Raw genomic sequence first — 18,737 nt, 5'->3', positions numbered from 1 at the left:
GAAGCGCCTGCCCGCCTCTGCAGTTCGACAAAAGCGAAAGCGCCTTGGAAGCCCTGTTGCATCAGTGCTAGGCGCAAAGCTAAACAGAGAAAAAGGAGAGATTGCTATGTCAGACATGATTCAATTAACATTTCCGGATGGAGCGGTAAAGGAGTTCGAACGCGGAACAACTACAGAAGACGTCGCTCAATCGATCAGCCCGGGTTTACGGAAAAAAGCGTTGGCAGGTAAAGTAGGCGGCAAATTGGTGGATTTGAAAGCGCCGATTGCTGAAAATGGAGAGATTGCAATCATCACACCGGAGTCCGACGAAGCACTTGAAATTTTGCGCCACTCAACTGCGCATTTATTGGCACAAGCAGTTAAGCGCCTGTATCCGGATGCTAAACTTGGTGTCGGTCCGGTTATTGAAAACGGCTTTTACTATGATATTGACAGCGACCAGCCGATCACTGCGGAAGATTTACAAGTGATCGAAAAAGAAATGAAAAAAATCATCAATGAAAATTTGGAAATTGTGCGCCTGGATGTTTCGCGCGCAGAAGCACAAGAGCGTTTTGCGGCCATTGAAGATCCGTATAAATTGGAGTTGCTTGAAGCGATTCCTGAAGACGACCAAGTATCCATTTATGAACAAGGCGAATTTTTCGACCTTTGCCGAGGAATTCACGTACCATCAACTGGGAAGTTGAAAGAGTTCAAGCTACTGAGTGTGGCCGGAGCGTATTGGAGAGGCGACAGCGACAATAAAATGCTGCAGCGCATTTATGGAACTGCCTTCTTCAAAAAAGAAGACTTGAAAGCGCATCTTGAACTATTGGAAGAAGCAAAAGAACGCGACCACCGCAAAATCGGTAAAGAATTGAATTTGTTCATGAACTCCCAAAAAGTCGGCCAGGGCTTGCCAATGTGGTTGCCAAAAGGGGCGACAATCCGCCGCATCATCGAACGCTATATTGTCGACAAGGAAGAACGCCTTGGCTACGACCACGTCTATACACCGGTCATGGGAAGCGTTGATTTATACAAAACAAGCGGACACTGGGACCATTACCAAGAAGATATGTTCCCTGTCATGCAAATGGATAATGAAGAATTGGTGCTTCGCCCGATGAACTGCCCGCACCACATGATGATTTTCAAACAAGGCATCCATTCATATCGCCAGTTGCCAATCCGCATTGCGGAACTTGGACTTATGCACCGCTATGAAATGTCGGGTGCTTTGTCAGGTCTGCAGCGAGTGCGTGGAATGACTTTGAATGACGCTCATATCTTTGTTCGTCCGGACCAGATCAAAGACGAATTCAAACGCGTCGTAAATCTTGTGGTTGATGTATACAAAGACTTTGACATCAAAGACTACTCGTTCCGGTTGTCTTACCGCGATCCGGCTGATAAAGAAAAATACTTTGACGATGACGCCATGTGGAACCGCGCACAAGCGATGCTGAAAGAAGCGATGGACGAATTAGACATCAACTACGTGGAAGTAGAAGGAGAAGCGGCATTTTACGGTCCGAAACTGGATGTTCAAGTGAAAACAGCGCTTGGCAAAGAAGAAACATTGTCGACTGTCCAGCTTGATTTCTTGCTTCCGGAACGTTTCGACCTTTCGTATATCGGAGAAGACGGCAAGCAGCACCGTCCGGTCGTTATTCACCGCGGCGTTGTTTCCACAATGGAACGATTTGTCGCTTTCTTGATCGAAGAATACAAAGGAGCATTCCCGACTTGGTTGGCGCCGGTGCAAATTGAAATGATTCCAGTATCGCTTGATGCTCATGGCGAATACGTGAGAAACCTGCAGGAGAAAATGCAGGATGCTAAACTTCGGGTCGATATTGATGAACGTGATGAAAAACTCGGTTACAAGATCCGTGAAGCGCAAATGCAAAAAATACCGTATATGCTTGTAATTGGAGACCAAGAAGTAGAGAACGGTTCTGTTAACGTCCGTAAATACGGTGAACAAAAATCGGAAAGCATGCCGTTTGACGACTTCTTGAAAATGGTTCAAAGCGAACTTCGATAAGTTGGTTGACATCGTTAATCAGAGGTGCTATTATAAGTAAGGTTATTGAATACTTATATGTGCTAAGCAGGAGCACCCGCTTCTCACCTGATTGACGAATTGTTGGCAGGTATACACGATTGACTTTTACACGCTTTTTGCGTGCTGTCATACTTTGCGGGTGGACCTCTGTGGTCCACCCGCTTTTGTTTTGGATCGGACCTGTAAACCGGCAACATTCGTCGGTTAAGCATTTAAGATATTCGCGACACTATCCGGAGGTGGATTAATATTAGCAAAGACATTAATGTAAACGAAGGTATTCGTGCACGTGAACTACGGGTTATTGATCAAAACGGTGAACAGCTCGGTATTAAAACGCGTAACGAAGCACTTGAAATTGCGTCTCGTGTCAACTTGGACCTTGTTCTTGTAGCTCCTCAGGCTAAACCGCCGGTCGCACGTATCATGGACCATGGCAAGTTTAAGTTTGAGCAGCAGAAGAAAGATCGTGAAATTCGTAAAAATCAAAAAGTCATCGTATTAAAAGAGGTTCGTTTGAGCCCGACGATTGACGCACATGATTTTGATACGAAGCTTCGCAATGCTATCAAGTTCCTTGAAAAAGGCGACAAAGTAAAAGCTTCAATTCGTTTTAAAGGCCGTGCGATCACGCACAAAGAAATTGGTCAGCGCGTCCTCGAACGCTTTGCAGAAGCGTGCGCGGAAGTAGCGACAGTCGAACAGCGCCCTAAAATGGATGGCCGCAGCATGTTCTTGATGCTAGCGCCAAAGAACGAAAAAGAATAACAGAACAATTTGTTTAGGAGGAATTCCAAATGCCGAAAATGAAAAGCCACCGCGGTGCGATGAAACGTTTCAAGAAAACTGGAACAGGTAAAGTAAAACGCAACCGTTCACACACTAGCCACTTATTCGCAAACAAATCTACAAAACAAAAGCGTCACCTTCGCAAAGGGAAACTTGTTTCTGCAGGCGACTTGAAACGCATCAAATCTTTGATCTACAACATGAAGTAAGAAAAGCGAAAGCGCCCATGCAGGTTCAACTTATGACCGCGAGAATTTGGGCACTTGAGTTTTAACAAAAAACAAAAATCGAATTCTTTATATTCAAGCAGGAGGTAATGAGATATGCCACGCGTAAAAGGCGGAACAGTGACGCGCCAGCGTCGTAAAAAAGTTATAAAATTAGCAAAAGGTTATTATGGTGCAAAGCACATCCTTTTCAAAGTAGCAAACCAACAGGTGATGAAATCAGGTAACTATGCTTACCGTGACCGTCGCAACAAGAAGCGTGACTTCCGCAGATTGTGGATCACACGTATCAACGCAGCTGCTCGTTTGAACGATATTTCATACAGCCGCTTAATGCACGGATTAAAAGTTGCGGGCATCGACATCAACCGCAAAATGCTAGCTGAAATCGCTGTATCGGATGCTGCTGCATTCACAGCTTTGGCAAACGCTGCTAAACAAGCAGTAGCTAAATAATAGAAAAACAAAAGGCTGACGAATTTCCGTCAGCCTTTTTCTTTATGAAGGGGGAGTTAAGAATGTTCTTGATTATAGTAGGCTATTTTACTGCGTTATCGCTTCTCGCCTTCTTCATGATGCGCATTGACAAAGCGCAGGCGCGCAAACGCGGCCAGCGCATCCCGGAAAAGAATTTATGGACAGCCGCTATTTTCGGCGGGGGCATCGGGGCTTATTTTGGCATGATGGTGTTTCGCCATAAAACAAAACACACCAATTTCCGCGTCGGCTTTTTGCTACTTGCGGCCATTGATGTGGCGTTAATTATATGGAGTTACCAGACGTTTAATAGATAACAAATAAGGTGAAAATTTGAAGCGTCGGCTATAGAAAAAGGAGGATGAGAGATCATCTTCTTTTTTCAAGTTTGTTGAGAGACTCTCTTGCTCCATTAATAAGGATATCACTCTTGCTATTCCGCAAAACAGCTCCGCTTGCCTCGGGCTCGCACCGAACTAACTCGGACTCACGCCCGAGTGGATTTCGGCACTTCGCTATCCCGATGGCGTCTCCGCTGTTTAGCTCCATAGCTAAAGGTGTATAGTGCATGGGTAAAGAAGAAAAAAGCAGCAAGTTCCGGCCTGTTTTGGTCTTCTATCGTTTCTTTATTCGCTAAGTGATTTATCAGTTTAATGGAGCGGAGGCCGACGACTCCAGCGGGAAAGCGAGCGGGTTGAGACCCTGGAGGCGCGAAAGCGCTGAAGCGGAATGAACAGCAAGCCAACTTTCTTAACAGCATGAAAAAAGGGGGATGAGAAATCATCCTCCTTTTTTCATCAGCTGCTCGATCGGATTTTTCCAGTTGATTGCGGCATCCGGATAATTTTTTCTGATTTCATTTTCCAAAAAAATAAAATCCTCTTTGGTAAATTCCATCAACATCTTGAGTTCATGCGTCCACACGAAAATGGAGACCACTTTAAATGCGTTCTCCTGCGCTCCTGTATACTTTTCTCCTTCAAAAAGAACCCCTTTATAAGCCAGAAAAAAGTTTTTTCGGGGATTTTTAGTATCGTCATGCAAGTAATAGGTTTTGGCCGTTATCACCGCATCAAGTTTTCGTCTCGGATCGGTAAAATACATGACGAGCCGGTAAATCAAATAAATAATGAGTGCAAGGACAAGGATGCGGATAAGAAATGCCATGTGAAATACCTCCAATTGCTCCAGAATCTACTGTATAATACGTACGGAAGCCCGAATGGTTTCAAAAATAAGGAGGGGTTTCAATGAACCTGCAGAATTTGTTTGAGATGCAGAAGGACCTGGACAGTTTTATTCAGGAAACTCGAAAGATCGATGAAAATGTGTTCCGTAAAAAAGGATTGGCTCTATTAGTGGAGCTTGCAGAGCTTGCTAACGAGACACGCTGCTTTAAATTTTGGAGTACAAAAGGCATGTCAGAGCGATCTATTATTCTAGAGGAATATGTCGACTCTATCCATTTTTTATTGTCGCTCGGGCTTGAGAAAGGCTTTGAAGACCTTGAAGAATGGCCGGAACCGGTTGCGGAAAACGATTTAACAGAACTGTTCTTAGGAACATTTAGCGCAGTCCAGCAGTTTATAGCAGAACCGGAACTGGAAAACTATAAAAACGCCTGGAGCTGGTATGGCGGCATTGCGCATGCCATGGATTTCAGCTATGGGGATGTACTGGAAGCCTATATTGAAAAAAACCAAACAAACTACGACCGTCAAAATAAAGGCTATTAAAAGGTAGAAAGAATTTTTTGATAATGGAAAGGGTTTCATTTATAATGAACGAGTACGAACTATTTAGGAGGTCGAACTAATGGCGAATTTGGATGAAACTCTAGTAATGTTAAAAGAATTGACGGATGCGAATGGTATTGCTGCAAATGAACGCCAACCTCGCGAAGTGATGAAAAAATACATAGAACCGTTTGCCGATTCTGTAGAGACAGATGGTCTTGGAAGCTTGATCGCCAAAAAAGAAGGGCAAGCAGGCGGCCCGAAAATTATGGTCGCTGGCCATCTGGACGAAATCGGCTTCATGATTTCTCAGGTAGATGACAAAGGCTTTCTGAAGTTCCAGACAGTCGGCGGCTGGTGGTCGCAGGTTATGCTTGCGCAGCGTGTAACTATCACGACGCGCAGCGGAAAAGAAGTGATCGGCGTCATCGGTTCTAAGCCGCCGCACATCCTGTCTCCTGAAGCGCGCAACAAACCGGTCGACATCAAAGACATGTTCATCGATATCGGTGCATCTTCTCGTGAAGAAGTTAAAGAATGGGGAATTACACCAGGTGATATGGTAACTCCATATTTTGAGTTCAATGTCATGAACAATGAAAAATTGCTGCTTGCTAAAGCTTGGGACAACCGCATCGGCTGCGCAATTGCAATCGACGTATTGAAAGGCTTGAAAGGCCAGGAGCATCCGAACGTCGTTTACGGTGTCGGTGCAGTACAGGAAGAAGTCGGTTTGCGCGGTGCAAAAACGGCAGCTGCTCTTATCCAGCCGGATATCGGCTTTGCTGTTGATGTAGGTGTTGCCGGAGATACTCCTGGGGTAACGGCGCAAGAATCCAACAGCAAAATGGGCCACGGCCCGCAGATCTTGTTGTTCGACGCTTCAATGGTTTCCCACCGCGGCTTACGTGAACTTGTGGTGGATACTGCTGAAGAAAACAGCATTCCTTACCAGTTCGAGACAATCGCTGGCGGCGGGACAGACGCTGGTTCGATCCATTTGACGGCAAACGGTGTGCCATCGCTTGCTATTGGCGTTGCGACTCGCTATATCCATTCGCATGCAGGCATCCTGCACCGTGACGACTACGAAAACGCTGTAAAGCTGATCATCGAAGTGATCAAGAAACTCGACAAAGACACAGTTGCTCGAATTACGTACGAATAAGAAGTTCAAGCTCCCGCCGGTTGGCGGGGGTTTTTTTGTTTTCTGCGAACAATAGGATATATTCTGCAACTATAGTCAAGTATTCTTCATACAAACGCTTTCTGTAAGAAATAAAGAATATGAGGTTAAGAAATATTGTTATGTATGCTTGACATAATGTTATGTATACATTACATTATGTTATATAAACTACACATTAAATGAGAAAGGAAGAGGCAGATGCTCCAGAATCGGGTGAAAGAGTTGCGGGCGCGGCACGGGTTTACGCAAAGCGATTTAGGCAAGCAGGTAGATGTGACTCGGCAGACAATCGCGTTTATTGAAAAAGGTGAATTCTCGCCGTCGGTTCTTCTGGCTCTAAAGTTGGCGCAGGCGCTGCAGACAAAAGTAGATGACTTATTCTGGCTAGAAGGAGAGGGAAAAGATGAAAACTGATTTTCGCTTGAAATACCCATTATGGATGATGGCCTTTATTGCCTTGCTCGGGGTATTTGCATACGGCATTAATTCACCATCCACAAAAAGAGTAAACACGAGCTCAAACCAAAGTGTTATCGTTGAAATTGGAGCATTTGAAGGGCTGCTTATTTTTGGGGCAATGGTAGTTTATCTCGTTTTGATAACAATCTTTTTCAGTCAAGTAAAAAAACACAACAAAGAAAAACCGAACCAAAAAATTTCCCTTTTGTCGATCCGTCCGCTTGAATATTTGGAGCAGGATGAAGGAATGACGCATATTACGAGAGTAGCCGTACAAAAAGTCTACACGTATTACACATGGGCGCTGCCGGTCTTCACAACAATTATTATTATTATGCCGTTGTCACGTTTGGTGATCATTTTCGGGATTCTGGCAATTGCGTTTATCCAGTATTTGATTTATTACTTGGAAGTCCGCAAACACTTTAAGGAGGAAGCTGAATGATTTATGAATATTTTTTAGTATTTCTAGGAGCAGCCATTCCATGGCTGGAGATTGCACTGGTTATCCCGCTTGGCATCGTAGCCGGTTTATCGCCATTTTGGGTAATACTTGTGGCATTTATCGGCAATATGGTGACCGTACTTGCACTTATTGTAGGATTTGACAGATTCAAAATTTGGTACACGAAACGCCAAGAGGCAAAAGGAAAAACGACCGATAAAAAAAGCGAGCGTGCCAAACGGATCTGGAACAAATATGGCTTGCCGGGCCTCGCGTTATTAGGGCCGATCTTAATCGGCACACATATCGCCGCGTTTATTGGCATGACACTCGGGGCGACAAAAAAGAATACGACCATTTGGCTGACAGTCAGCATTGCCCTGTGGTCACTGGCATTCGGCATCTTAACAGCGCTCGGTTTCGACTTTTTCACTAGCGAATTATGAGCATTGTCCAGATTCCGGCTCCTGCCTTTTTAAGGTCGCAGCCTGGATTGCTTGTATTCGAAAAGTACTTTGTACTCCCCAAGCACTCCAGCGCTTGACGGGGTTATAGGGACGCCTGTGCTTTTTTAAATATGCTATACTGGAGCTATTCTGAAATAAAGGCGTGAACCATACATGAAAAGAATTGAATCGGTGCAAAACTCGCTCGTCAAGCATTGGAAAAAGCTTGGTACGACCCGGAAAGAACGTGATAAATTTGCGGAGTTTCTGGTGGAAGGCTTTCATTTGACCGAAGAGGCATTAAAAAAGAAAAGCTTGGTAAAATCGCTGATTGTCCGTGAAGGTGTGGACATCCCTGCAGATTGGGATGTGGCGGGTGTGCCTCAGTACTCGGTGACGGCTGCTGTTTCAAAGGAAATTTCCGAAACGGAACATTCGCAAGGCATTTTCGCACACTGCGCACAACCTGGATATTCTAGCGGCGAGCAGCAAACATGGAACAAGTTATTGTTGATTGATGCGGTGCAGGACCCGGGCAATATTGGTACGATGATCCGTACAGCTGCTGCAAGCGGAATCGATGCAGTGATTTTAGGCAAAGGCAGCGCGGATCCATTCAACCCGAAAACTGTTCGCTCAGCACAAGGTTCGCATTTCCAAATTCCTGTCGTCAAAGGTGAGCTATCCGAATGGGTCGTTAGTTTGAAACAGCGTCAGCTTCCGGTATTCGGCACAGCTTTGCTTGATGCAACTCCCGTGCATGAAGTGGAAAGCAAGGAGCAATTCGCTTTAATTGTCGGCAACGAAGGCAGCGGCGTCGATCCTCTTCTATTAAAAGAGACTGACCAAAATCTGGTCGTGCCGCTATATGGTCCGGCTGAATCATTAAACGTGGCGGTTGCTACAGGGATTCTGCTGTACAGTTTAGTTGCCAAAAGCTAATGTTGAATTCATTGGAAATGTTTCGTATACTTAAAAGGTAAATAAGAAAAGCTATGACCGGGAAAAGTACGTTTCGCCCTTGCATCCCAGGAAATCCGCACCTTGACTGAAAGTGCGGATATGCAAACGTTTCGGAAGTTCACCCCGCGAGCTGCCCACCGGGACCAGCAGAGATGCTGTAAAGATGGGCCGGCGAAGAGCCGTTATGCAAATGAGTGATTGCGCATGCGCAATAACTAGGGTGGTACCGCGAATAATGCCTCGTCCCTTTTTAGGGATGGGGCTTTTTTATGTTCAAAGGAGGAGAAACAATGGAAGAGCAATTGCAAGGATTGAAAACCGAAGCGCTGGAGAAAATTGCCTCAGCGGTAAGCGTCAAAGAATTGAATGATGTACGAGTGGCGTATCTTGGAAAAAAAGGGCCGATAACAGATCTGTTGAAAGGCATGGGGAAATTGCCTGCCGAAGAACGTCCGAAAATGGGGGCGCTTGTAAATGTCGTACGTGAAGATGTAACGGCCTCTTTAGAAGAACGAATGGTGATTCTGGAAGAAGCGGCAATCAATGAAAAATTGCAAAGTGAAACAATTGATATTACACTGCCAGGCCGTCCTGTAAAGACTGGCAATTCGCATCCATTAACGCGTGTCGTAGAAGAAATTGAAGATCTTTTCATTTCAATGGGATATGAAATCGCGGAAGGTCCGGAAGTTGAAAAAGACTATTATAACTTTGAAGCATTGAATTTGCCAAAAGGCCATCCGGCACGCGATATGCAGGATTCCTTCTATATAACAGAAGATATTTTGCTGCGTACCCATACATCTCCGGTACAAGCGCGGACAATGGAAGCGAAAGGCGGAGAGCCGATCAAAATCATCTGCCCGGGGAAAGTATATCGCCGAGACAATGATGACGCGACACATTCCCATCAATTTACGCAAATTGAAGGTTTGGTTATCGGAGAAGATATCCGCATGAGCGATTTAAAAGGAACGTTGTCAGTATTTGCGAAGAAAATGTTCGGCGACGATCGCGAAATCCGTTTGCGTCCAAGCTTCTTCCCGTTCACGGAGCCGTCTGTCGAAATGGACATCTCGTGCTTCAAGTGCGGCGGGTCTGGCTGCAACGTCTGCAAGAAAACCGGATGGATTGAAATATTGGGAGCAGGAATGGTGCACCCGAATGTACTTGAAATGGCTGGCTATGATTCAAAACGCCTGACTGGATTTGCTTTCGGCATGGGGCCGGAGCGAATTGCGATGTTGAAATACGGCGTTGAAGATATTCGCCACTTCTACACGAACGATGTCCGCTTTTTATCCCAATTCCAACGTACTGAAGTTTAAGGAGGAACTAGAATGCTCGTATCTTTAAAATGGTTGAAAGATTACGTTAATCTACAAGAATTGCCAGCGCAAGAACTGGCTGAAAAAATTACGCGGTCCGGAATCGAAGTCGATGCAGTCATCGATCGCTCGTTTGGCATGACGAATGTCGTGGTCGGCTATGTGGAAACATGTGAAAAGCATCCGGAAGCGGATAAATTGTCGATCTGCCAAGTAAACGTTGGTGAAGAAACGACTCAAATCATCTGCGGCGCGCCGAATATCGCAGCAGGCCAAAAAGTTATTGTGGCACGTCCGGGTGCAAACTTGCCGGGAGGCATCAAAATTAAAAAAGCGAAACTCCGCGGACAGGAATCGAACGGCATGATCTGCTCGCTCCAGGAACTTGGCATCGAAGGGAAACTCGTGCCAAAAGCTTACGCAGAAGGCATTTATGTATTGCCGGAAGCTGCAGAAGTCGGAACGGATGTTATCACGAATTTTGATTTGGATGACACGGTCTTAGAACTTGGGCTGACGCCAAACCGTGCAGATGCGATGAGCATGCTCGGTGTCGCGTATGAAGTTGGGGCAATTTTGACGGAGGAAGTCCAGTTGCCGGAGATTTCATATCCAGAAGCGGCAGAATCTGCAGAGTCTGTGCTGACGCTAAGCATAGACGACCCTGAAGCAAATCCGCTTTATGCAGCAAAAGTGGTCCGCAACATCAAAGTGCAGGAATCGCCAATGTGGCTGCAGCAGCGTTTAATGGCTGCAGGAGTTCGTCCGCTAAACAATGTTGTTGATGTAACAAACTATGTATTAATGGAATACGGCCAGCCGCTGCACGCATTTGACTATGACTTGTTGGAAACCGGAAACATCACAGTCCGCCATGCGAAGGTGGGCGAAAAAATAACGACGCTTGATGACACAGAACGCGAACTACATCCGCATAACTTGGTCATTACAAATGGTGATAAACCGGTAGCTTTAGCAGGAGTGATGGGCGGAGCCAATTCGGAAGTTAGCGATTCGACCACAACAGTAGTCATTGAATCGGCTTATTTCGCACCAGGTTCTATTCGCCAAACGTCAAAAGATCATGGCCTTCGCAGCGATGCTAGTTCCCGTTTTGAAAAAGGCGTTGACCCGAACCGGGTGATTCCGGCTGCCGAGCGTGCAGCAGGGTTGCTCGCTGAACTTGCTGGAGGGGAAGTACTTGGAGGATCAGTCGTATTTGATGCTCTTGACCGAGCAGAAAAAGTGGTCTCTGTATCTCCGGACTTCATTAACCAGCGGTTAGGAATGAAAATCCGCTTTGAAGACATGCTGGATATTTTGAATCGCTTGAAATTCAAAACAGAAGCGGTCAACGGCCAATTAGTGATTTCGGTGCCGACGCGCCGCCAGGATATTCAAATCGAAGAAGATGTTGTTGAAGAAATCGCACGCCTTTATGGCTATGACGAAATTCCAGCAACGCTTCCAGAAATGGAAACAACACCAGGCGGCTTGACACCGTACCAAGAAAAACGACGTATTGTCCGCGCGTTGCTGGAAGGTGCTGGATTGCTTCAAGCGACAACTTACTCATTAACTTCAGAAAAATCGGCTAAGCAATTCGCATTGACGGAAACAGAAACGACAAAACTGTTGATGCCGATGAGTGAAGAGCGCAGCACCTTGCGCCAAAGCTTGCTTCCACATCTGCTGGAATCGGTATCGTATAACACGGCAAGAAGAAGTGATGCCGTAGCGTTGTACGAAACAGGAGCTGTATTCCTGAAAACCGAAGATGAATTGTTGAACGAAGAAGAACATTTGGCGGTAGTAATGACTGGCCTATGGCTTGATAATAGCTGGCAAGGCGAACGCAAAGCAGTCGACTTTTTCGTGCTGAAAGGCATTGTAGAAGGCTTGGCTGAAAAAATGGGTGTTGAATTAGCATTTGAGCGCGGAGGGATGGACGGCCTTCATCCGGGAAGAACAGCTTTCATCATGCTTGATGGAAAACGGATTGGTATACTGGGGCAGCTTCATCCGACTGAACAAAAAGCACGCGATTTGAAAACAACAATCGTTATGGAGCTGAATTTAGCGGAATTGCTTCATAAAAAATCGGAAGCGCTCGTGTATACGCCAGTACCGCGTTACCCGTCCATTTCCCGTGATATCGCATTGGTCCTATCGAAAATCGTGGAAGCGGGCACCGTAGAAAAAGTGATTCGTACTGCAGGCGGAAAATTATTGAAAGATGTCCGCGTCTTTGACTTGTACGAAGGCGACAAAATGGAAGCGGGCAAGAAATCCGTAGCGTTCTCTTTAACTTATTTCGATCCGGAAAAAACGTTGACGGACGAAGAAGTGACAACCGTACATGAAAAAGTGTTGAAGGCTTTAACTGAAGTTGGAGCGGAATTGAGAAGTTAAAATAGGAATATTGGTTTAGTTGGAAGCGGAATCTCTATGATTCCGCTTTTTTCTCTGTGAAAAAAAGATTGTTAAATGAAGGTAGGTAGTCGTTTAGAACCGGTAAAAAGAACTAGTAAAATCGCTTCTATATGTTAAAATTGGAAAAGAGAAAAGAATATCTTGTAAAAACTGTATATCATTAAATGATTAAAGATATTGAGAGCGGAGGACATGGTGAGAAAAATAAGCTGTAATGATAAAGGGCTGACACTCGTAGAGGTTTTAGCGACACTTGTTTTATTGGGAGTAATATTTATCGGGATTATGGGTGTATTCTCACAAATGTCCCTATTCAATGAAAAAACGTATACGAAGCTAGATACAATGAATCTTGCTAGACAAGAAATTAACGAAATTAAGGGAATCCAATATCCACTCGCAGCAGATAAAATACTAGAGAAATTTAAGGAAAACAGTTATTTGATAGATTCGACTTATACTACAAAAGACCAAAACGGTCATACGATTTATTTATTGACTAAGAGTAAAAATGGTTATATTTATGAATTGAGATTTTACGAGAACCCGAAATTAGAAGGCAAAGCAAATGTCGAAACATTATATCAAGTCCATTTGATGGTGAAAACAGGAAACAAACTTAATAGTGAAACTTACGCTTATATTGAATCGAAATAGAGGTTAGACTGGGGGAGAACATAATTATCAGCAAGCATATTAAAAATCAAGAAGGTATAACGCTAATAGAACTTCTAGCTGCAATTTTAATAGCTTCCGTTATTATTGGGACCCTGATGGTTTCATTTTCTATTGGTTTCAAACATAATGTTTCAGCATCGGACAAAGTACGTATGCAGCAAGAGGCAAATCTCGTAATTGCTAAAATTACAGAAAAACATCGTAACGGTGAATGTTATAATTTAAAAAATGAAAACGGTAAACTCTTTTTTATCTCTTACAAAATCGGTACAGCAACCAAATGTTCTGAAATACAAAGCCAGACACTAGTTACAGAAAGCAATTATATATATAAAATTGACGCTCATGGGTTTAAAGGCAACCCTAAAAAATGTGATTTGAATCTTAAATTAATAGTAAGTAAAGATAAAGCTGTAGTTGAAATTGACACTACGATTTCTAGAATCAAAACCGCTAAAGGGTCAAACGGAACGGTTGAAGGAGCGTGTGGAACTTGAAGAAGATCAAGGAAGAACGTGGGTATACCTTGGTTGTTGCTTTGCTGTTGATTGTATTGTTCCTGAGTATGTCTGCTGTATTTATCAAATCTTCAATGAGCCATGCAAAGCAAGAACAGACAGTTGATCAAGGAAATATGGCGGTGACTGCTGCTGAAATGGGTGTAGAGTATTACACAAATACAATCGAAAAAGAACTTGACACTACATATAAAGCAATTACCACCAACACTGAAATTAGCGAGAAACTAAAAAACTACAATAACTGTTATTCAAAAGTTGATAAAGATCAGTGCAAATCTGTAATAGAGAAAGAAATTGAAAACTCCGCCATAAAAATTTATCAAACTATGATATGCTCAAATATCAACAACCAAATCGCAAGAGGGGAAATACCGATAAATGATACAGGAACAGTGAAACATAATTTAACTGAACCAGAAAATCAATGCGGCTCCTTTAGCGAGATAGTATACAACAAAGATATTAGAAGTTTTGTAATCGATTTATCAGTTACTGGAACAAGCGGCTCTAGATCGAAGCAATTGATGACGAGCATCACAATCCCATTTCCAACCGTAATTGATGCTGCAGTAGAACAAGTGCACACTAAAGTAACTGAAGTATTTGAATGGAAAGCTGATCTGCCAGTATGTAATTTTGCTGCTAATCCTACCAGTATTGCGCCATGCCGGATTACCGGGAACGTTAAACTAAAAGATGCTTTGGCAAATGTACCAGCCGGAAATTTAAAAAACCTTAGAATTGTTGTGGATAATCCTTCAGTCGCTTTGTGTGATGAAATAAAAAGTGGGGTTTGTGTACTTTCATCATTCACGGATGTTAACATTTATTCGAAGTCAACAACTCCGATGAAAGTTGAGTTCAACAATCAGTTAAAAAGTTTCGCCTGGTACCATAATGGCAGAGTAGAAACGACAAGTCCTATGAACAACAGTCTTCCGAAATTTGTTTTCAATTCTTTTTCCTCTGATAAACCTTATAATAACTATACGGGAACCATGGTTTTACTTGGAAATTCCGCAACAGAAATAATAAACAGCATGAAAGACATAAAACTTACACAGGGAAAAATATGTTTAAATCTTTCTCATTTGCCGCAATCAGAATTAAATAATTTAAAAGGAAAGATTGGAGTTCTGAATTCTTCGGTTGGCTTTATTTATTATCATGTCTCAGCTGCTGCATCACCATTCGACTTAGTTCCTGGCAGAAATGATGTTATAGAATTAAATGTGACCGACTTTTACGAAAAATGTGGTATAGCGACAGTGGAGCGACAGTGGAGCCATCAGTTTCAGCAATTTACTGCTCCTGAAGTGGGCTTAGATGTCCAGTACTAAAATAAAAAGTTCTGCTTATCCATTTCTGAAAAATGGATAAGCAGAACTTTTCTTGCTTAATGGGAGCTTTTTTTATTAGCTAGAGTCTGGGCTTTCTTCGTATTCGCAAAATGGAACTTCGTCAGCGACTTTAAATAATCCGAACCTTTTTTCAAAAGGATCTTCGCCGCCACTTCATCCACCCCTTTTCCAGCGCCTTTTGGAAGCGTGATGCCGGCCTCCTGGCTCATACGGTCCATTTCTTCCAAAAAAGCGACCCGCGCAATGATCGAGGCGCAGGCGACCGATACATGGAGGCCTTCCGCTTTGGTAGAAAACAGGACATTTTCCTGGATAATCTCTTTCTCATTTTTAATGTGATTGTAGTAGACGCCGCGCTCTGCAAACTGATCGATGAGAATGGCGTCCGGCTTTTCGGGTGCCATCTTCCGCAGGACGAGCTTTAGCGCCTGGTTATGGAGCAAAGCCTTTATTTTTCCTTGTGACCAGCCCTTTGCTTGAACTTCGTTATATTTTTCATTTTTTAGTGTGAGAACGCTATGAATAAAAGTTTCTTTTAAGTCCGGCGCGATTTTACGCATGTAATCATCGCTTAATAATTTCGAATCCTTGACCCCTAGTTCGTGGGCGAGTTCAATCTTATTCGAAGGCACAAAGCAAGCGGCGACAGTAATGGGGCCAAAAAAATCTCCGGTACCCGTTTCATCAGATCCCAATACTGAGCGCGTTGCGAAACCTTCGGGCAAGACGTCGCCTTTAGCAGAAGCGATTTTTTCAGTGGATTGGCTCTCGGCGCTCCATTTTCCGGCTTCCCGTTCTGCGCCACCCCCTTGGAACATAACTTTTCCGGACGTGTAGACTGTTATAACAGCATCAGGCAGCTTGGCAGTAAAGCGTATGTACTGGGCTTTGGCTGCCGTTTGCTGGTTTCTGTAGTGGCTGATGATTTGCAGAAGACTTTCCTCTGGTAATTTTAGAACGACATTTGACATGGGTAAGTCTCCTCTCTTATGATTCACAAGCAGCTTGTTTTCATGGTATGATTATGTATAGAATTCTAAAGGGGGATGGGGCATTGTCGGATCAACAAAAAATTCGCACATCAGTTGAAATATACGGCCATACTTATAAAATGGTAGGCAGCGAAACTTCCGGGCACATGCGCCTGGTCGCGTCGATGGTTGATGAGAAAATGCGTGAATTCCATGCGATGAATCCATCTCTTGACAGTTCAAAGCTTGCTGTTTTAACTGCGGTTAATGCCACGAATGATTATCTTAAACTAAAAGAACAAGTGGAACAATTGGAATTCGAACTCCGAAAACTGAAGGGTTGAGTTGACGAACATGCTTGATATATTGTTATTAATTTTATTGCTGGGCGGACTTATTGTCGGGGCCAAGAGGGGCCTTGTGGTTCAGCTGATCCACATGGTCGGATTTATCATAGCGCTGGTTGTTGCTTATCTTTATTATAAACCACTCGCCGAATATTTTGTGCTATGGATTCCATACCCAGCTGTTAGTGAAGGTTCCCGCTTTACAATTGCCATCGAGCAATTGGACTTGGACCAAACGTTCTACCAGCTATTTGCATTCGCTTTGATTTTCTTTGCTGTAAAATTTGCTTTGCAGATTCTGGCGTCTATGTTTGATTTCCTGAAATATTTGCCGTTGCTTGGCTTTATCAGCAAGATTCTTGGAGCAATCCTTGGCTTGATCGAAGTATACATATTGTTGTTTATTTTCATCTATGTACTGGCTTTGCTTCCGATGGACTTTATTCAAAACCATTTGGCGGGTTCAGGCATTGCACAGACCATGCTGGAACACACACCTTATTTCTCTGAGAAAGTAAAAGAATGGTGGTATATTTATATGTAAGTAGAAACTTCTCTCTCACCGAGAGAAGTTTTTTTCAAGTCTAAAACTGGAGGTTTCTGTATGAATAAAAAAATTATCATCAGAACGCTAGAAAAAATCGCCTTATATATGGAATTGAAAGGAGAGAATCCGTTCAAAGTGTCGGCGTTTCGAAAAGCTGCACAAGCGCTTGAACTGGATCAACGGAGCCTGGATGAAATCGAGGATGTCACCAAACTAAAAGGCATCGGAAAAGGAACTGGCGACGTTATTTTGGAATTGATGGCAGATGGAAAGTCGACTGTGTTGGAAGACTTGCAAAATGAAGTGCCTAAAGGGCTTCTGCCCCTTATGAAAATTCAAGGCATGGGCGGCAAGAAAATCGCCAAACTGTATAAAGAGCTGGGCATCGATTCGGCGGAAGCCCTAAAGCAGGCATGCATCGCACATGACATCCAGAAGCTGCCCGGTTTTGGGCCGAAGTCGGAAGAAAAGATTTTAAAAGAGCTGGAAGATTTCGATTCGAAACCGGGGCGACATCCGATTTGGCGTACGGAAGATGCGGTCCATTTTATTGAAGACGTGTTGTCAAAAATTAGAGATGTATCGAAATTCTCGGTCGCCGGCAGTTACCGACGGACAAAAGAGACGAGTAAAGATCTTGATTTCATTATCGCGACAGGGGATCCTTTGGGCGTCAAAGAACAATTGCTTGCTGCGCTTCCAATAGAGGAAACAATTGCCTCAGGTGATACGAAAGTTTCCGTCACAGTAAACTTCCAAGAATTGATTGATGTGGATTTCCGCTTGGTTGCGCCGGAAGAATTTGCGACTGCCCTTCATCATTTTACGGGATCAAAAGACCATAATGTTAAAATGAGGCAGCTAGCAAAATCGCAAAATAAGAAAATCAGCGAATATGGCGTGGAACAACCGGATGGGTCGGTCAAGACGTTCGAATCCGAAACCGATTTTTATGCCCATTTTGATTTGCCGTTTATTCCGCCGACAGTACGTGAAGACGGGCGGGAGATTGATCGTTTGGAAGAACTGCCGCTGCTGGTCGAATTGTCGGATGTTAAAGGCGATTTGCACATGCATACAACATGGTCGGACGGTGCCCATTCACTGACGGAAATGGTGGAAGCTTGCCGGGATCGCGGTTATAAGTATATGGTCATTACTGACCATTCGCATTATTTAAAGGTGGCGAACGGGTTAACACCGGAACGTTTACTAAAGCAAAACGCTGAAATCCGTGAACTAAATCAAAAATATAATGACATTGAAGTGATGTCCGGTACGGAAATGGACATTTTGCCGGACGGTTCGCTTGATTTTGATGATGAGGTGCTGGAACAGCTGGACTTTGTAATTGCCAGTATCCACTCGAGCTTCCAGCAGCCGCAGGAACAAATCATGGCGCGTATTTTAACCGCGATGAAAAATCCGCATGTCGACATGATTGCCCACCCGACTGGCCGAATTGTCGGGCAGCGGAGCGGATATGATCCGGACATGGAGCAATTGCTGGACTGGGCGAAGGAATATGGTAAAATCGTAGAACTGAATGCAAGCCCATACCGGCTGGATTTGGCCGTGGAGCATTTGGAAATGGCACAAGAAAAAGGCGTGCCAGTAGCGATCAATACCGATGCCCATGCCATAGACCAACTTGAAGTCATGGAAACAGGCGTCAAGCATGCTCAAAAGGCTTGGTTGAAAAAAGATCACGTGGTCAATACATGGCCGCTTGAAAAATTGCAAGAATACCTGAAAAAATAGGAG

Annotated in this window: 22 protein-coding genes, 1 pseudogene and 2 other annotated features; of the genes and pseudogenes, 20 read left to right on the top strand and 3 right to left on the bottom strand. The window is 44.0% G+C overall.

Translation table 11 applies throughout. The annotated features are described in order from the left end of the window. The first annotated feature begins 106 nt into the window (after nt 1-106). From thrS to B0H99_RS11855, 5 genes are all read left to right on the top strand, one after another. Nucleotides 107-2,035 (top strand): threonine--tRNA ligase, encoded by a 1,929-nt coding sequence (gene thrS, locus B0H99_RS11875; RefSeq protein ID WP_106533895.1) that lies wholly within the window; start codon nt 107-109, stop codon nt 2,033-2,035. A 58-nt stretch (nt 2,036-2,093) separates the two neighbouring features. Beyond that, nucleotides 2,094-2,232, top strand: a sequence feature (ribosomal protein L20 leader region). 73 nt (nt 2,233-2,305) lie between these two features. After that, nucleotides 2,306-2,824, top strand: a complete 519-nt coding sequence (gene infC / locus B0H99_RS11870; protein WP_219905823.1) for a translation initiation factor IF-3 — start codon at nt 2,306-2,308, stop codon at nt 2,822-2,824. 29 nt (nt 2,825-2,853) lie between these two features. After that, a complete protein-coding gene (gene rpmI, locus B0H99_RS11865; protein ID WP_033541514.1) occupies nt 2,854-3,054 on the top strand; it encodes a 50S ribosomal protein L35 in 201 nt (66 codons plus the stop codon). Between the two features lie 114 nt (nt 3,055-3,168). Continuing rightward, a complete protein-coding gene (gene rplT / locus B0H99_RS11860; protein ID WP_106533893.1) occupies nt 3,169-3,528 on the top strand; it encodes a 50S ribosomal protein L20 in 360 nt (119 codons plus the stop codon). 62 nt (nt 3,529-3,590) lie between these two features. Further along, on the top strand, nt 3,591-3,866 hold the full coding sequence (locus B0H99_RS11855; RefSeq protein ID WP_106533892.1) for a DUF1294 domain-containing protein: 276 nt from the start codon (nt 3,591-3,593) through the stop codon (nt 3,864-3,866). Between the two features lie 170 nt (nt 3,867-4,036). Here the strand turns inward: B0H99_RS11855 and B0H99_RS11850 are convergent, their stop codons facing one another. Both B0H99_RS11850 and B0H99_RS11845 read right to left on the bottom strand, forming a co-directional pair. Continuing rightward, nucleotides 4,037-4,333: a hypothetical protein gene (locus B0H99_RS11850; protein WP_106533891.1), complete on the bottom strand. Its 297-nt coding sequence runs from the start codon at nt 4,331-4,333 to the stop codon at nt 4,037-4,039. Then, complete coding sequence (locus tag B0H99_RS11845; RefSeq protein WP_106533890.1) at nt 4,330-4,716, bottom strand: sigma-w pathway protein ysdB; 387 nt, start codon at nt 4,714-4,716, stop codon at nt 4,330-4,332. The genes B0H99_RS11850 and B0H99_RS11845 overlap by 4 nt, the downstream gene beginning before the upstream one ends. Nucleotides 4,717-4,799: 83 nt before the next feature. Here B0H99_RS11845 and B0H99_RS11840 point away from each other — a divergent pair, with 83 nt between their 5' ends. The 12 genes and pseudogenes from B0H99_RS11840 (at nt 4,800) to B0H99_RS11790 (ending at nt 15,087) form a co-directional block, all read left to right on the top strand. Beyond that, on the top strand, nt 4,800-5,285 hold the full coding sequence (locus B0H99_RS11840; RefSeq protein WP_106533889.1) for a dUTP diphosphatase: 486 nt from the start codon (nt 4,800-4,802) through the stop codon (nt 5,283-5,285). A 79-nt stretch (nt 5,286-5,364) separates the two neighbouring features. Then, nucleotides 5,365-6,453 (top strand): M42 family metallopeptidase, encoded by a 1,089-nt coding sequence (locus B0H99_RS11835; RefSeq protein ID WP_106533888.1) that lies wholly within the window; start codon nt 5,365-5,367, stop codon nt 6,451-6,453. Between the two features lie 219 nt (nt 6,454-6,672). Beyond that, on the top strand, nt 6,673-6,888 hold the full coding sequence (locus tag B0H99_RS11830; RefSeq protein WP_106533887.1) for a helix-turn-helix transcriptional regulator: 216 nt from the start codon (nt 6,673-6,675) through the stop codon (nt 6,886-6,888). Beyond that, the gene (locus B0H99_RS11825; protein ID WP_106533886.1) at nt 6,878-7,378 is read left to right on the top strand and encodes a hypothetical protein; all 501 of its coding nucleotides are present in this window, start codon (nt 6,878-6,880) and stop codon (nt 7,376-7,378) included. The genes B0H99_RS11830 and B0H99_RS11825 overlap by 11 nt, the downstream gene beginning before the upstream one ends. Next, nucleotides 7,375-7,824 (top strand): small multi-drug export protein, encoded by a 450-nt coding sequence (locus B0H99_RS11820; protein ID WP_106533885.1) that lies wholly within the window; start codon nt 7,375-7,377, stop codon nt 7,822-7,824. Before B0H99_RS11825 ends, B0H99_RS11820 begins: the two co-directional genes overlap by 4 nt. 174 nt (nt 7,825-7,998) lie before the next feature. Then, nucleotides 7,999-8,766 carry a TrmH family RNA methyltransferase gene (locus B0H99_RS11815; RefSeq protein ID WP_106533884.1) on the top strand — a complete coding sequence of 256 codons (768 nt, stop codon included), beginning with the start codon at nt 7,999-8,001 and terminating at the stop codon, nt 8,764-8,766. Nucleotides 8,767-8,810: 44 nt separating this feature from the next. Further along, nucleotides 8,811-9,038: a binding site (T-box leader), on the top strand. Nucleotides 9,039-9,077: 39 nt separating this feature from the next. After that, complete coding sequence (gene pheS, locus B0H99_RS11810) at nt 9,078-10,115, top strand: phenylalanine--tRNA ligase subunit alpha (protein WP_106533883.1); 1,038 nt, start codon at nt 9,078-9,080, stop codon at nt 10,113-10,115. Nucleotides 10,116-10,127: 12 nt separating this feature from the next. Next, entirely contained in the window at nt 10,128-12,527 is a 2,400-nt protein-coding gene (pheT, locus tag B0H99_RS11805; RefSeq protein WP_106533882.1) for a phenylalanine--tRNA ligase subunit beta, read from the top strand. 213 nt (nt 12,528-12,740) lie between these two features. Continuing rightward, entirely contained in the window at nt 12,741-13,205 is a 465-nt protein-coding gene (locus B0H99_RS11800; RefSeq protein ID WP_106533881.1) for a type IV pilus modification PilV family protein, read from the top strand. Then, nucleotides 13,196-13,312, top strand: a pseudogene (locus tag B0H99_RS18225) (prepilin-type N-terminal cleavage/methylation domain-containing protein); the annotation flags it as partial. The gene B0H99_RS11800 and the pseudogene B0H99_RS18225, both read left to right, overlap by 10 nt. A gap of 9 nt (nt 13,313-13,321) precedes the next feature. Next, nucleotides 13,322-13,723 (top strand): hypothetical protein, encoded by a 402-nt coding sequence (locus B0H99_RS11795; protein WP_245894517.1) that lies wholly within the window; start codon nt 13,322-13,324, stop codon nt 13,721-13,723. Then, nucleotides 13,720-15,087, top strand: coding sequence for a hypothetical protein (locus B0H99_RS11790; protein ID WP_106533880.1), 1,368 nt, complete (start codon nt 13,720-13,722; stop codon nt 15,085-15,087). Before B0H99_RS11795 ends, B0H99_RS11790 begins: the two co-directional genes overlap by 4 nt. Nucleotides 15,088-15,143: 56 nt before the next feature. Here the strand turns inward: B0H99_RS11790 and rnhC are convergent, their stop codons facing one another. Continuing rightward, entirely contained in the window at nt 15,144-16,079 is a 936-nt protein-coding gene (gene rnhC, locus B0H99_RS11785) for a ribonuclease HIII (protein WP_106533879.1), read from the bottom strand. An 83-nt stretch (nt 16,080-16,162) separates the two neighbouring features. On the opposite strand from rnhC, the gene zapA reads away from it, so the two are divergent. From zapA to polX, 3 genes are read left to right on the top strand one after another with little or no spacing between them, the layout of a single operon-like run. Continuing rightward, nucleotides 16,163-16,423: a cell division protein ZapA gene (gene zapA, locus B0H99_RS11780; RefSeq protein WP_106533878.1), complete on the top strand. Its 261-nt coding sequence runs from the start codon at nt 16,163-16,165 to the stop codon at nt 16,421-16,423. 10 nt (nt 16,424-16,433) lie between these two features. Beyond that, nucleotides 16,434-16,970 carry a CvpA family protein gene (locus B0H99_RS11775; protein ID WP_106533923.1) on the top strand — a complete coding sequence of 179 codons (537 nt, stop codon included), beginning with the start codon at nt 16,434-16,436 and terminating at the stop codon, nt 16,968-16,970. A gap of 60 nt (nt 16,971-17,030) precedes the next feature. Next, complete coding sequence (gene polX, locus B0H99_RS11770; RefSeq protein ID WP_106533877.1) at nt 17,031-18,734, top strand: DNA polymerase/3'-5' exonuclease PolX; 1,704 nt, start codon at nt 17,031-17,033, stop codon at nt 18,732-18,734. Nucleotides 18,735-18,737 lie beyond the last annotated feature (3 nt).

The sequence above is a fragment of the Planomicrobium soli genome (genome assembly GCF_003014655.1).
GTDB lineage: Bacteria > Bacillota > Bacilli > Bacillales_A > Planococcaceae > Planococcus > Planococcus soli_B.
Note: the sequence above shows the minus strand (reverse complement) of the source record. Positions and strands in the feature narration are given on the sequence as shown.

Excerpts from the sequence above, each read along its gene's own strand:
- B0H99_RS11845 (WP_106533890.1), bottom strand. The coding sequence starts at position 4,716 with ATGGCATTTCTTATCCGCATCCTTGTCCTTGCACTCATTATTTATTTG.
- B0H99_RS11850 (WP_106533891.1), bottom strand. The coding sequence starts at position 4,333 with ATGATTTCTCATCCCCCTTTTTTCATGCTGTTAAGAAAGTTGGCTTGC.
- B0H99_RS11855 (WP_106533892.1), top strand. The coding sequence starts at position 3,591 with ATGTTCTTGATTATAGTAGGCTATTTTACTGCGTTATCGCTTCTCGCC.
- B0H99_RS11825 (WP_106533886.1), top strand. The coding sequence starts at position 6,878 with ATGAAAACTGATTTTCGCTTGAAATACCCATTATGGATGATGGCCTTT.
- polX (WP_106533877.1), top strand. The coding sequence starts at position 17,031 with ATGAATAAAAAAATTATCATCAGAACGCTAGAAAAAATCGCCTTATAT.
- pheS (WP_106533883.1), top strand. The coding sequence starts at position 9,078 with ATGGAAGAGCAATTGCAAGGATTGAAAACCGAAGCGCTGGAGAAAATT.
- rpmI (WP_033541514.1), top strand. The coding sequence starts at position 2,854 with ATGCCGAAAATGAAAAGCCACCGCGGTGCGATGAAACGTTTCAAGAAA.
- B0H99_RS11775 (WP_106533923.1), top strand. The coding sequence starts at position 16,434 with ATGCTTGATATATTGTTATTAATTTTATTGCTGGGCGGACTTATTGTC.
- B0H99_RS11835 (WP_106533888.1), top strand. The coding sequence starts at position 5,365 with ATGGCGAATTTGGATGAAACTCTAGTAATGTTAAAAGAATTGACGGAT.
- B0H99_RS11815 (WP_106533884.1), top strand. The coding sequence starts at position 7,999 with ATGAAAAGAATTGAATCGGTGCAAAACTCGCTCGTCAAGCATTGGAAA.
- B0H99_RS11820 (WP_106533885.1), top strand. The coding sequence starts at position 7,375 with ATGATTTATGAATATTTTTTAGTATTTCTAGGAGCAGCCATTCCATGG.
- B0H99_RS11800 (WP_106533881.1), top strand. The coding sequence starts at position 12,741 with ATGGTGAGAAAAATAAGCTGTAATGATAAAGGGCTGACACTCGTAGAG.
- B0H99_RS11795 (WP_245894517.1), top strand. The coding sequence starts at position 13,322 with ATGGTTTCATTTTCTATTGGTTTCAAACATAATGTTTCAGCATCGGAC.
- rplT (WP_106533893.1), top strand. The coding sequence starts at position 3,169 with ATGCCACGCGTAAAAGGCGGAACAGTGACGCGCCAGCGTCGTAAAAAA.
- rnhC (WP_106533879.1), bottom strand. The coding sequence starts at position 16,079 with ATGTCAAATGTCGTTCTAAAATTACCAGAGGAAAGTCTTCTGCAAATC.
- pheT (WP_106533882.1), top strand. The coding sequence starts at position 10,128 with ATGCTCGTATCTTTAAAATGGTTGAAAGATTACGTTAATCTACAAGAA.
- B0H99_RS11840 (WP_106533889.1), top strand. The coding sequence starts at position 4,800 with ATGAACCTGCAGAATTTGTTTGAGATGCAGAAGGACCTGGACAGTTTT.
- thrS (WP_106533895.1), top strand. The coding sequence starts at position 107 with ATGTCAGACATGATTCAATTAACATTTCCGGATGGAGCGGTAAAGGAG.
- B0H99_RS11830 (WP_106533887.1), top strand. The coding sequence starts at position 6,673 with ATGCTCCAGAATCGGGTGAAAGAGTTGCGGGCGCGGCACGGGTTTACG.